The sequence below is a fragment of the Corynebacterium pseudotuberculosis genome (assembly GCF_002155265.1).
In the GTDB taxonomy this organism is placed as follows: domain Bacteria; phylum Actinomycetota; class Actinomycetes; order Mycobacteriales; family Mycobacteriaceae; genus Corynebacterium; species Corynebacterium pseudotuberculosis.
In genome coordinates this window covers 681733-695054 of sequence record NZ_CP021251.1, presented here as the reverse complement: position 1 = coordinate 695054, position 13322 = coordinate 681733, and the positions used below count along the sequence as shown (strand labels likewise).

Below are 13322 nucleotides of genomic sequence, written 5' to 3'. Positions count from 1 at the left end.
ATCTTTAGCAGTACGCGGATCGGGCCGAAGAATCAATGAGCTTAGTCAGCTCGTCAAAGGAAAGCTTTGCTCGTTGCTGTTCCAAGAGCTGCCCCGCAACTGCCTGAACAGTAGCCGGGCTCAACGATTGGCTGTTTCCTTGACACACAACGCCGGCAGCCCCGATCATCTGGTTTTCTACCCCAGCGACGTTCACTCCGCCCTTGGTCAAGGCATCCAAAAATGCCTTTTCTTTTGCAGAGAAGGACTCCCCAGGCGTTGGCTTAGCCGTAATCTCCTGGCCCGCGCCATCCTTGAATGGCTCTTCCACACGCCCGCCACCATTCGAAGCAGAGCCCGAATCGTGTGCGGATGTTGTCTCAGAAGCCGAGCTCTTAGCCGACGTAGAGTCAGAGGATTTAGCCTCCCGCGTTAGCGGGGCAATACTAGTACTCGTGCCGGAATCTTCTACGGTAGCGCCCCCGCCGCAAGCAGCGAGAGTAACACCAACGCCAGTTAAAAGAGCTCCTACAAGGAGGCGGTTACTGCGCATTATCGACGATCCTCCACTACGCGTCCGTTTATTTCACTGATCTTGCCGTGCTGGAAGGAGATTTCTTCACCGCCCGCAGGGATCGAGCTCTGATCGGAGGTTGGCCAACCATACTCTCCCTGCTCCCACTTCTTGGCTCCCCACGCGTCAAAGATCGCGCCCTTGTAGATCACGTGTGCGCCGGTCGTTGCAGACCAATAAATATTGCCGTGCTCGAACTGCTGGAAGGCGCCGCCCGGGATAAGGTATTCATCCGAGGTTGGGAAGCCAAGCTTAGACTTAGCGGTGTCCATCTCGCCATACTTTCTGGCAATCTCACCGCGAACCCAGTGGTTCTTATGGTCTTTGTCGCGGGTAACGTATCCGCCCTGGAACTTTTGCACCAGGCCGCCATTGATGTCCTTCGCGTCTTCCACCGGGTAGCCCAAGGAGCCGTTCTCCCACTGAATCTCGCCCCACTTATCCACGAGGTCCTTGGGGACTTCAAAAGCGCCGCGCTCTGGAGACCAGTAGATGTTGCCTCGCTCGAACTGTGCGGCAACAACGTTGTCCTTGAGCTTAAAGTCACCGGAAACTGGGAATCCCAGCCAGGAGTTAGGGCCACCGATCTCGGAGTAGCGGGCTCCGACGCGCCCGCCGAGCGCATGCGCGCCGGTCGCTGGGGACCAATAAGCGCGGCCGTCGACAAAGTCCTCAGCCTTGCCGCCAGCAATGTCATACTCATTGTTTACGCAGGTTCCCACCTGGCCGCCCTTGGTTGCCTCGGCGATAGCACCGATGGCTGCGCAGGATGCGCCTCGATCCTCGGAAGACAATCCCAAAGCATCGGCCATGTATGGCCACGCCTGAGTCATTTCAAACTGCCAATAAGGCCAGTCGTGCACGCCGGAAGGACGGAAGTGCGATACTACGTCCACTCCTGCACGCTTGGCATAATCCACAAAGGTCTGCGTGGTCATACGAGAGATGACTTCCAGGCCAATGCCGGCATACGTGCCCTGGTTCTTAGCAACGGATCCGGGCTGACCATAGTCATCGCGTCCGGAACCTGCAGAAACATAGGTCTTAATGCCCTTCAGGGCCTCAACGCCGAGCTTCGGATCGTGATCGATCCAATCCTGAGAGCCATCCGGCCCCCACATTGCAGTGGTGTCATATCCACCTGCGTCCCGTTGTGCCGCACGGATAGCCGTAGGCATGCCAATAGAGGTGGTGTCTAGATAACCCGAGAATGAGCCGACAAACTTGAATAGGTCCGGGCGACGCTCGGCCAAGTTAACTGCGGCGGTTCCACCCATGGAAAGCCCGACGACGGCGCGGGAGTCATTAGTGCGGTATCCGTGCGCCAACACAGGTACAAGCTCCTGGGTAAGGAAGGTCTCCCACTTGTAGTGCTTACCGTTGTTCTCGCGCTGCCAATCTGAATAGAAGGAAGACTCGCCACCCACCGGCATGACTACGTTGACGTTCTTGTCTGCATAGAACTGCTCGATATTGGTGTTGATGGTCCAACCGCTTTCGGTTTCCACAGCACGCAGGCCGTCAAGGGCCCACACTGATGGGAAGGTGCGGTTTGGATCCTGGTGCCAGTCGCGAGCCAGGAGCACCTGAACCTGTATGGGGTTACCGGGCATCGCAGCCGACTTGATAAACAGCGCTATGCGGCGGTTGGTGATCCACTCGACGCGATCAACAGACACGCCCTCTGGCAGGCCTTCGATCTTCGGGTGATCGGTACGGATCGGGGTCCGATGTACTCCCTCGTTTTTGAGGTAGCCGGTTTGGTCGTCGATAAGCCCACCGATGTGGGCACTCTGAGCCGTCGTCGTGGCCGGAACGATGACTGCGGCGCCTACTGCCAAAGCAGCAGGTACAGCAGCCGCAGCGATCCAGAGGGAACCACGTTTGCTGAGACGGGATGCGGTGTCGCGCATAGAGTCTTTGTCCTTCTAGTAGTTATGGTTGGCTTTAATCCAGCGCTGACCACGACATACCAAGGGCAAGCGTGGTGCAGACGGGGCGTCTCCGGAGGTTCCCCGCCTCCGGAAATTCCCTATTTCTATCTGCGCTCACCTTGATCGCCGTTACAAACGCCTCGATGCAGCCGAGTTATTGACTTATTCTCGCCGCAGTGGCCCCTTGGAATCGTGTGTGGGCACGAAGACAATAGGACCACAAGGTCGTTTCTCAAGTTTAAGTTCAACTTGAGACTTTGGCTAGTGACACACCGGCACTTTTTACTCTTCTTTAGCTCTAATACGTTATTTTCACACCATTATCAGGGTTCTCAGGCGTATATCTATCCACGACCGCTCACTATTTCCTTCACCGACGCCACCAGGGAACCCCACCGAAGCGTCCTTTCAGAACGAATCTCCGGGCGTGCCCCCAACCCCATTCCAGCCAGCACAATCATCGGAATGACCAAAGAGAGGAAACCTGCCCACATGAGGGAGTTGGGAGTTCTTTCCGCAGAAACAAATGCCTCTCCAAACGGCGGGAAAAGCAATACCGCGGGAAGCAGCCCAAGCACTGCCCACCAAGAAGTTTTCTCAGACAGCACCACCAACCCCGCCACAGCCACAAAGGCCACCATCGTGTAGTGAGTCCATACAATTCCCGCTAATGCCGTGACCCCCAAAAAAGCAACTACCGCACAAATCTCAAATCGGAAGTCTTTCAGCCTGATCAGGCTGAACAGGAATAATGCTATGGTGACCAGCACTATTCCAAAGCTCCACCACATCACCGATGCAGGAGCCTCATCGATCACGGCAACAATGCTCCCCTCGGGCTGTTGCCCTCGAGCTAGTAACGACGCCAGGGACTGATTAATCGGAGAAACCAGGGTCTTTGACCCCAGCCATCCTAAAGTCTGCAGCCACGCACCAATAACCGGCCCCGGCGCAACGATGAGGGTAAGCAGACCCCAGAGCAGGCTCAGCCCCGCGGCCCACACTCCAGCACGCCTGCGTTTGGCAAAGATCAGCATTATCACCACGATGAGCACCGGAGTGAGCTTGATCAGCACCGCGATGGATAAAAGTAATCCCGATAGCCACGGTCGACGCACACTCATACAGAGCCCCACAACAATCAGCATCATAATGATGGGAGTAGTCTGCCCGATCCAGAAGCTGAGCTGTGTCGACGCAGAAACCCACACCGCCACCGAGGCAATTATTAAGGGAACTATCTGAGGGGTCTGGCGCGTCCATAAGTTAATGCAACCAGCACTAAACAAGACCACTGATATGCCACTGAGCACCAACAACACAGAAGCGCTCGTGGAAAAACTCATCAATTGGGTCACCGGTGCCAATACGTAGGCGACCAAGGGGTTATGGACAAAAGGATGTGCAAAAGGCGCGAGGTCGCTAACTTTTTCCCCATACTCCGCCCACACTGGCCCCGTGGGGTTACCAAAATCTGTCGGATCAATGGAATAAAGACTGTCCGCATGGCCATCCGCAACGATACGTCCGCCTACCCACAGGCTCGCCCAATCATCAGGCTGAGAATTTCGAGACCCCTGCCACCATGCGGCCCACCCGGCAAAGAGCGCCAGCAACCATCCAAGCGGGGTCAAGAATGACTGAGACCTCTCAGACATATGGGACATGCGATCACCTTGGAAGCACAAACAGAAGCGGACAATAGAAACAGCCGTAGACCAATGTAATGGCCAAACTAGCAAGAACATAAAAATCCCCAGAGGCACAAACCCTCTGGGGATACACAGCTTAGAATGCGATAGCAGTCTTACCAGGCGTTCATAACGTTAAGGATACGATCCCTGGTAATAGCCAACTGATAGTTCCACTGCAGCCAGTTGTGAACGCCCACAGCTGGGTAGTCCGCGGTGTAGTTCAGGCCATAACCCTTTGCCCTGGTCTCCCAAATCTTGGTGGAGATGCGAGAAGCCACCTCCAGGATGGAACCATTGACACGATCCTTGAACGAGTACTTTTCGATGTCCGGGCCGCCCCATGCACCGCTGGCAGCAGAGACGTAGACGTCTTTACCATCAAGACCCCGCATATTAAACAGAGGATCTAGCTCGATACGACGTGGGCTGAAGAAGCTACCGTACATAGAGTTAATGCTCAGGCCACCAACTTCGAGGAGGGCGAGGCCCAAGAGGCTGTACATGCCAGGAGCAGTCATTGCGAGATAACCGGAGTAGCTCAGCACCTGACGGAACTGCTCTGGATGCAACGCAGCCAGGTTCATTGCAGCGGTAGCACCCATGGAGAGGCCACCTACGGAGTAGTTATTGCGAGCAACGCCAAAATGCGCTTCGAGGTACGCAGGAAGCTCTTGGGTTAGGAAGGTCTCCCATTTGAAAACCTGCCCTACAGAGCCGATTCCTGATGGTGCTGCCCAGTCGGTATAAAAGCTACCTGCGCCGCCCACTGGCATAACCAAGGTGATGTTGTTATCCACAAACATGCTCTGTGCGGAGGCGTCAAAAGTCCAGGCGTTGGCCGCATCGGAGGCACGTGCCCCATCGAGTAGGTAGAGAGCAGCGTTACCGCCACGACCTGCCGGCTGGATCTGCACTGTTACGTTGTGCCCCATGGCCGGAGAAGCAACGTCGCAACGCTGCACCCAGTAGTTTGCTGCATCCCACTCGCAGGTGCCTGTAGCATCTGGGCGCAGCCAGTCGCGAGGCCCTGCAGAAGCAACACCCGTGCCTGCAACGGTCAGGGCTGCCGCCGTAGCCACAGCCGTAAGTGTGGCGGTAGTTTTTTTGCCTACCTTTTTCAATCGGGACGCGATCGTCATAAATCTCCTCGAACTAAGTATGCGGCGTCGCAGTTATCATGTGCACGCAAACGCCCCGTCTCATTCCTGCTTAAGTATCGAGCAGAAAGTCTGGGCCGTTACAGAACCGATATAATCCAGGTTAGATTAACTCGCTTATGCCCTTTTTCATAGTCGGAACTTAGTTTTTTGAAAGTTCCCCACTCCAGCAGCACTCTCATTTACCCACTTTTGCGGGTAATACATGCAATTGAGGCAAAGCGTCACTAGTCAGTGTGGGCGCTCACCGGCCAAGAAATACGGGCGGACTGGTCTGTGTTAGCCCCATAGTGGGCAGGATCTGGACTAAGTTCCAACGAACGTCCTGGTCCGAGTGCAAAAGCAATGTTTTTAAGGAATCGCGAAACACTCATTGGTTCTCGATAACTCGCAATAAACTCGGCCACGTCCTCGGTATAGAGAACCTTACGCACACTCCTCGCCTCTGGGCCGTCAACCCATACGGGAAGGTCGCTGAGATTGGCCGCAGAATCTGCAGCCTGCCAAGACAGCGGAAGATGCTTGTTGTGGCCGACTCGCGAACCCTCAATACGCGGCTGACGAGCCCCCAACGGATTAGACAGCCCCACGGAGTCCACAACACGCACGTCCAAAGGGGCATTCATCGATGTCATGCCCAGGTTAATGCGCGTAATGGTCAGCGGGATGTCTTTTTCCTTGGCAGAGTTGTCACGAGGGACCGCCTGCCAGTCATAGAGCTCTTTCTTATCATCAATCACAAAATCCAGCATGAGCGCATCATTGTTCGCCTGTGCCTGCGCCAAGCGTTCCTTGAATGTTCGCATCACCGGAACCTCAAGAAAGTCCTCTGCGGTCTTTGGCGCATTATCAGGCTCGCGCCCCATCGACTGCGTCCAATACGCCCGCTCATCCACAATGCCGATTTCCTTCTGCGCATCCCCGCTACCGGGTCGCTCATAGCTATGCCCCCCGGCTATTACCAGGAATGCCCATGTCATCGCGCCGCAGAAGAGTCCAAAGCTGGCCAGCTCGTATATTTTCCCCTCGCTCGTGGGCCGCACCGGGATCACTGCGACGGGCAGGAGCAACACAAACAGCGGCAACAGCAACATTCTGCCGTGCATAAAGTCACCGCCGACGCGGGTCACATAGAGAATATGCAAAAGAGCACAATCCAGCAGCACCACAATCATGGCGCGAGAGGTTCGCAACTGCGAGCGCACGGCGGCAAACCGCTGCGTCGGTTCAGCCTCAGACTGTGATTCCGCCCTCCACGGGCCACGGAAACCACGGAAAAAACCGCCACGCACAAACACCGTATATCCCACCGCGAGCACCAACAGCACTGCGATGATCATTCCGTAGGGATCATTAAAGTCCCTCAGATACATCCAGCCGCTCGCCCAGTCGCTTAGCTTTGCAGACTTGGCCACGGCGGTCTGCGGAACAATCAGACCGTAGTACCCCATCCGGAAAATCTCATATCCCAAAGGAAGCGGCAGAGCCACCAACAAAATAAGGCCACGCCGGCGCCAGGTCTCCGCGCTAATAAAAAGGACCAGGCCGACCACGCCACCATAGAGTGCCATTTCCGGACGCACTAGCCAGCTCAGCCCACACCAAAAGGCTAGGAAAAGCGTTGCCCGGAGCGCACCTTTATCCGCTCGCTGCGAGTCTGACGACGCCGCCACTGCTGGGCGAGCAGTATGAACCCATGCAACGACAAACCACCACAACGCTGCCAGCCAGAAGAGGGACAGGCCCCACTCCAACCCAGATGTGGCAAAGTCTCGCGCCGGAGGCAGAGCTATATAGATAACGGCACCGAAAGGAAGGATCAGCGCATTACGCTCTGGATGAAGGCGCACAGTGGCAAGTGCCGCAATAGCCAGCGCAGCTGTGGTCAGAAGCAGAGCAAGCCACAGCGCAATCGCGGTGAGCTCCCCGCCCGTCACTTTGGCAACAATAAAGATGAGGTACTGCCACAGAGTGGAGGTATTGGCTTCTACTCGCTCGCCAGCGTTGAATACCGGGCCATTACCGGCAAGGAGATTTCGGACGGTCCGCAAAACTATCAGGCCATCATCGCTAATCCACCGGCGTTGCCAGCCTCCCACAAATGTAAGCACCGCGATGACCATGACGGTTATAAACGCGGTGGTCACTGACAATGACCGACCCTTATTCATGAGTGCTCATGCTAACACTGAAAACGGGGCTATTGTGAATCGGAGTGATAATTGTTGCGTAATCAGTTTTTATCCTCAGCGTTTCCCAGATGGCGAACAAACAGCCAGCAAAAAGCAAAAACCGCCACCAAGCAGTTCTACAAACTGGCTTGGTGGCTGTTACATCCCGATTTTCTGTAAGCCTAAATCGCGGGAACCAAATATACAGCGATACCGATGCACACGACCCATGCGATCGCTAGGACTTGTAATGCACGGTCTGAAAGCGCAAGCTCATCGGGAGCGCCGCCGTCACCACGATCAACGTCGGCCGCATAGCGCAAGATAGCCACGGTAAATGGAACCATCGAAATCTGGTACCACACTGAAGCCGTTCCGGAAGACGAGGCAGCCATCTCAAAGCCCCACAAGGAATACGCAATAACCACAGCGGTCGCGGAGAGCGTCCACACGAAGCGAAGATACGTGGGAGTGTATCCCTCAAGTGACTTGCGAATTTTCGCGCCCGACTTCTGGGCCAACAGAATTTCCGCATAGCGCTTACCTGATGCCATAAACAGCGAACCAAACGCAGCAACCAAAAGGAACCACTGTGAAAGGTTGATGCCTGCGGCCACACCGCCGGCCATGGCACGCAGCATAAATCCGGAGGAAACCAAGGCAATATCGATCACTGGCTGGTGTTTCCAACCAAAGCAGTAGCCCAATTGCAATGCGATATAGACCACTACAACGATCACAAGGCCATGGCCCGAGGAAGCAAAGTAGCTGATAAACGCAGCCGCCAGCATCAGGAATACCGCCATGCCATAAGCCAGATTAACGGGCAGAACACCAGCGGCAATCGGCCTGAAGCGCTTGGTCGGGTGTTGCCTATCCGCCTCAACATCGCGGGCATCATTAATCAGATAGATCGCAGATGCTGAAAGGCAAAAAGCGACAAAGGCGATAAGAATGTCCACGAGTGTGCGTGGCGCAAAGAATGCCTCTGTGCCGGCTGCAGCGGGCGCCGCAAGAACGAGGACGTTCTTCACCCACTGCTTGGGGCGCAGCGCTTTAATCATCGCGTCGGCGAGATTCTTCGGCGGACGACGCTTCTTATTGTCCTCCACGCCACGTGTGTGGGGTTCGGGCTCAAGGAAGCTCTTGTTTTGCTCGGTCACTTACTTTTCCTTCTTATCCATTCGCGACACTGCTTGCGCGGTAGCCGCACCGAGAATCGCTCCGACGGCCACGTCGGTTGGGTAATGCACTCCGAGCACCATACGCGATGTCATCATCACAGGGATACCGAGCAGCGGAAGCGGACTGCGCGTGAGCTTAGCCAGACTCACCAAAGCAGCGCTTGTCGACGTCGCATGCGAGCTAGGAAAGCTCAGCTTAGAGGGCGTTCCCACCCCAATGGTGATCCGCTCATCATTCGGACGCTTCCGTCGCACAATACGTTTGATCACAACGCTAGCAGCATGGCTGAGAAAAGCCGATACGCCAACGTGTATCCACTGACGTCGTCTTCCCTTATCCGCACAAGCGCCCAAGGCGGCCAGCCCCATCCAGCCCAAAGCGTGTTCGCCGAAATGGCTGAGAGCGCGGGCGGTGGGTAGAACGGCACGCTGGGAAGCTAAACACGATTGGATCCCAACGAGAACATCTGATTCCAATTTACTCATCCACGCCACCTGCAAAAATCTCGGACCATGCTTCACGGCTGGTCAGGTGCTTATGGGCAGCACGGTACTCGCCGCGCAGACGATCAAAGTTCTCTGCGACTTCCTTTTGCAGACGACGCGACTCTTTGAGCAGTTCCTTTGCCTGCTCCACATTGCGTTTACGGTATACCACTCCACGGCCATCAGCAGTGGTCACAGTGGCGCCGTCGAGACGCGAGAGGCTAAACCAACGTGCCTCGATAGGAGAAAGATTTGCCTGAGGCACCTCGTGATGGTCCTTGTTTTCCTTGGACAATGAGTGCTTGAGCCCCTTGGCCAGCCACACGGCCTTCTTGATAGGAGCCAGGCGGCCACCGATGTCGCGAGTCGGCACACCGGGAATACCAGTGGGCTTGGGCAGGTCCGCGGCGGTAGGCAACACCACAGCGTCTGAATATCCCTTACGAATCGTCGCAATACGCGGCAAGGAAGACTCTAGAATGTTAAAGAGCTGATCCGGACCTGCGAGGAAGTCCTTCATGGCTTCATTTTGAATGGCCACGGTCGAGTATTCCAAGCACATTAGATGCTTAATTGTGGCCTTTTGCATCGACTTGATAATGCCATCAACAGGGCCATCGTGATAGTTAGCAGCCACCACAAGACGGTTGCGCAGGTGGAAATAAGCCTGCCAGTCAATTGCGTCGTCCTTGTCCGACCACGCCATGTGCCAAATAGCGATGCCCGGCCAGGTGGCCGTCGGATAGCCATGTCGCCCGGCGCGAAGCCCAAATTCAGCGTCATCCCACTTGATAAATAGTGGCAGCGGTTGCCCGATTTCTTCTGCGACAACACGCGGAATCATGCACATCCACCAGCCGTTGAACTCTGCGTCGATGCGGCGATGCAGGTCAACGGAGTTAGGCATACCGGGCTTGTCGCCTGGTTTGCCGCGGTCTGCGAGGGGGTGTTTGGCAAAGTCATGGTCGTAGTGCACATGAGGAGCGGAGGTCCACATAAAGTCATGACGCCCAATCACCTCACCCATGGTGTGAAGGTGGCTGCGTTCCTGAAGATTGAGCATTTGTCCGCCGACAAGCATCGGGGACTTAGCGTAGCGTGCTACCTGAAGCGCACGCAGCACTGAGTCGGGCTCAATGGCGATGTCATCATCCATGTACAGGATGTAAGGGCTCTTCTTTGCGCCGGCCGCGCCAGTTCCGTCTACACCGCCGAGAGCCTCATACATGATGCGGGAATAGCCGCCCGATCCGCCCAGGTTCCCCTGTCGGAACTCAAAGAAGCGCTCCCCGAAGTGCTCAGTTGCAGCTTTATAGCCTGGCTCATCAGCGGGATGCTTGGTGCCTTGATCCGGCATGATCATCGTGTCAATGACCGCGTCTACCTCTGGGTCAGAAGCTAGGGCTTCTAGCGCGGCCACTGCGTCTGCTGGGCGGTTGAAGGTGGGAATGCCCACGGTCACGCGCGGTTCGAAGGGACCTACCTGGGTGCCGTCGGGAAGCGTCTGGGGGCCCGGTGCCTGCGAGGCGTACCAGCCTGCCTCTATAACGGTGGTGTCAGTCTCTGCGGTGAGGTCAAACCACAGCCAGCCGCCGTCCTCGAAGGGTTGCAGGGAAAGCTCAAATTCAGCAGTCCCATCAGTGACCACTTGGCCTTCCACAGCGATGCGCGCACCATCGATCTTGGAGCGGTACACATCTACGCGTGCAGTACCGGCAACCTCGACCTTGAGGATGACAGAGTCCAGCTGAGACCAACGGCGCCAATAGCTTGCGGGAAATGCGTTGAAGTACGTCAAAAAGCTCAACTCGTTGCCGGCAGCAAGCGATACCGAGCCGCGGTCCTCCCACGTCGCACGCGCAGTGTTGTGTTCTGCCTCGATGAGGTACAACATCCGCACGTCATAAGGCTCGCCTGCTCGTGGTAGCAGGAATCGCTGCAGCTTTTCCACTGCCTTAGTAGCCGTGCTCTTATCAGCGCTCATTGACGCCAAACCTTTCTAAAAGTTTTGATGTTGCCCCGCTCTCGAAGGGCACAGTTCACCGGTCTAGCATAATGCTATTGAGGACGCCGTTCCTTAAATAACGCGCGCACCATCCGGATTTCTCAGTTGCTTCCTTCTCACGTTTGTGAACCCGTTGTACTGTAGTCTTCTTATGCTTCCCGGGGGAACTCCGCTTTCTAGCGGCATGTCAAAAACCTTTATACTCAGTTGTATCGTGGTCAACGTTTACTAAGAGGTGCGCACCATGCGTAATTTTGTAAAATTTTCGTGCTTAATTACGGCAGTAGTGTTTTCACTGCTCTTACTTCCTTCCGGTGCGCTTACAATCGCGCGTGCCGACGCCCCCGTGAATGTGACGATTTACGACCAAGACAACGTCCTGTCTCCTGGTGAGGAAGCCGAGCTTACTCAGAAGACTCAGGCTTTGAATTTTCCAGCCCATGTTCCCAACATTGACTACATCGTCAGCGCAACCGCTACCACTCCTTATGACGATTGGGTCAAGGACTTTGGGCTGCATCAGCATAGAGAACTGATCAACCAAGAAGGAAACAAATGGGCCGACGGTCATGTTTTGTTTACCGTGGATGTTAATCTCCGCGCAATGGGCACCTACGTGGGAGAAGATCTAAAAGGGCCCCTCGGATATAACCAGCATTCCACGCGTTATTCCGATTCTATGAAGAGGTCCTTTAAAAACGGCGACTGGGTGGGCGGCCTGCTCACTGGTGCAACGACTGTGGCTGACTATGACCCCAACGCTACCGACAACAGTAACTGGATAGTCGGCGGAATTTTTGCAGCTGGCGGCGCGGCTTTTGCGGCAATAGTGGGTTTTATCTCCTTCCACTATCGCAAGCAGCGGCGACAGCTTGCGATGCAGAATTACCAGACGGTAGCCACCAATTACACGCATCTTGCCAATAATTTAGACAGCATCGATATCCGTGCGCATTCCCTTAGCTCCCCCATCGCTGACGCCACCCTGCGCCGCGAATGGGAAGACATTAAAAATGGTTTTTTGGCTCAGCACGAGACCATGATGCAGCTTCCAGAAAACGCCGATGAGAAGGCTATTTATGCGCGGCGTAAAGAGCTAGCCGCGGCGGCAGCTAGTGTGACTCAGCTCCGCAACGCCGAGAACAACATCGATACTCTCTTCCGCATGGAGAAGGGTAATACCGATGTGCGGTTAGCGGAACTCACGGCCTTGCACGAGGACATCCTCAAGGCTGAGGTGGAGGCTGATGACGCCGCCATCCAAGCCCGTATCGGTGAGCTCAGTACCCGCTGCCGAGCCCTCATTGCAGATCCTGCCGCAGCGAACTTTATGGATGAATATGCGCTCATCGTCTCCGAATACGGCACGGTGACCAAAGCCCTGGCCCAAAAGCAATTCTCTCAAGCCGACCTTGAGAACAACCACACCCCAAGCCTGGGCGCTAGCGATTGGCACCCCGGTTACGGAAATTACGTGCCCTTCTTCCTCATGACTTCCTGGCATAATGACGCAGTCAGCGCGGCCGAAGCCGCTAGCACCTCATCTACCGCCTCATACTCCGGCGGTTTCTCCGGGGCGGGCTCGTCGGGAAGCTTTTAATGCGTCCTCGCTGCCGCAGTTTTCCGCATTACTGCGTAGGTTGCGGCTACAACCCCAGCCCCTAGGAGCGCGCCGGCTAGGACGTCGCTAGGCCAGTGCACCCCCACGTACAGCCTGCTCAGCGCTACTGCCGCTGCCATAATCCATGCAGTAACCACCCACCAGCGGCGGCATAGCAACGCAAGTACGGTAGCAGCCGCGAAGGCCGTTGTCGCATGGCCCGAGGGGAATGACGGATTGTATTCATAAAGAAGCTGCAGCTCCCTGCTTGGTCGCTCCCGTCCGCACAGATATTTCAATGCGCTACTGCTTATCCATGCAAGCCCCACTGCTACCGCTGGAAACAACGGCAACGCGCGGCGCTTGAGCATAAGCATTGCCGACGCCACCAGCGCCGCAACCATAACAAACGCCGGTCGCGTTGCCGTGGTTAATGCAACCACCCACGGCGTCGCAGCCTCATTGCGCTGCTGAATTACAAAATCTAAAAGATATGCATCCACTCCAACGAGCCTACGGCACCCTCAAAAAAGCAAGG

Annotated in this window: 10 protein-coding genes; 1 reads left to right on the top strand and 9 read right to left on the bottom strand. The window is 55.7% G+C overall.

Going from position 1 to position 13322, the window contains the following annotated elements:
* Positions 1 to 4: 4 nt before the first annotated feature.
* From CpATCC19410_RS03325 to CpATCC19410_RS03290, 8 genes are all read right to left on the bottom strand, one after another.
* Positions 5 to 532, bottom strand: coding sequence for a DUF732 domain-containing protein (locus CpATCC19410_RS03325; RefSeq protein WP_013242811.1), 528 nt, complete (start codon positions 530 to 532; stop codon positions 5 to 7).
* Positions 532 to 2466, bottom strand: a complete 1935-nt coding sequence (locus CpATCC19410_RS03320) for an alpha/beta hydrolase-fold protein (protein WP_013242812.1) — start codon at positions 2464 to 2466, stop codon at positions 532 to 534. Before CpATCC19410_RS03320 ends, CpATCC19410_RS03325 begins: the two co-directional genes overlap by 1 nt.
* A gap of 365 nt (positions 2467 to 2831) precedes the next feature.
* Positions 2832 to 4154, bottom strand: a complete 1323-nt coding sequence (locus CpATCC19410_RS03315) for a glycosyltransferase family 87 protein (RefSeq protein ID WP_014301007.1) — start codon at positions 4152 to 4154, stop codon at positions 2832 to 2834.
* Positions 4155 to 4294: 140 nt separating this feature from the next.
* Complete coding sequence (locus CpATCC19410_RS03310) at positions 4295 to 5320, bottom strand: alpha/beta hydrolase (RefSeq protein WP_013242814.1); 1026 nt, start codon at positions 5318 to 5320, stop codon at positions 4295 to 4297.
* Positions 5321 to 5565: 245 nt separating this feature from the next.
* Positions 5566 to 7509 carry an arabinofuranosyltransferase AftB family protein gene (locus CpATCC19410_RS03305; protein ID WP_014522775.1) on the bottom strand — a complete coding sequence of 648 codons (1944 nt, stop codon included), beginning with the start codon at positions 7507 to 7509 and terminating at the stop codon, positions 5566 to 5568.
* Positions 7510 to 7691: 182 nt separating this feature from the next.
* A complete protein-coding gene (locus CpATCC19410_RS03300; protein ID WP_013242816.1) occupies positions 7692 to 8672 on the bottom strand; it encodes a decaprenyl-phosphate phosphoribosyltransferase in 981 nt (326 codons plus the stop codon).
* Positions 8673 to 9179, bottom strand: coding sequence for a phosphatase PAP2 family protein (locus CpATCC19410_RS03295; RefSeq protein WP_014401444.1), 507 nt, complete (start codon positions 9177 to 9179; stop codon positions 8673 to 8675). It abuts the gene before it with no gap.
* On the bottom strand, positions 9172 to 11163 hold the full coding sequence (locus tag CpATCC19410_RS03290) for a glycosyltransferase (RefSeq protein WP_013242818.1): 1992 nt from the start codon (positions 11161 to 11163) through the stop codon (positions 9172 to 9174). The genes CpATCC19410_RS03295 and CpATCC19410_RS03290 overlap by 8 nt, the downstream gene beginning before the upstream one ends.
* A gap of 265 nt (positions 11164 to 11428) precedes the next feature.
* On the opposite strand from CpATCC19410_RS03290, the gene CpATCC19410_RS03285 reads away from it, so the two are divergent.
* A complete protein-coding gene (locus CpATCC19410_RS03285) occupies positions 11429 to 12784 on the top strand; it encodes a DUF5129 domain-containing protein (protein WP_013242819.1) in 1356 nt (451 codons plus the stop codon).
* Here CpATCC19410_RS03285 and CpATCC19410_RS03280 read toward each other — a convergent pair.
* Positions 12781 to 13287, bottom strand: a complete 507-nt coding sequence (locus CpATCC19410_RS03280) for a phosphatase PAP2 family protein (protein WP_013242820.1) — start codon at positions 13285 to 13287, stop codon at positions 12781 to 12783. The genes CpATCC19410_RS03285 and CpATCC19410_RS03280 overlap by 4 nt on opposite strands.
* Positions 13288 to 13322 lie beyond the last annotated feature (35 nt).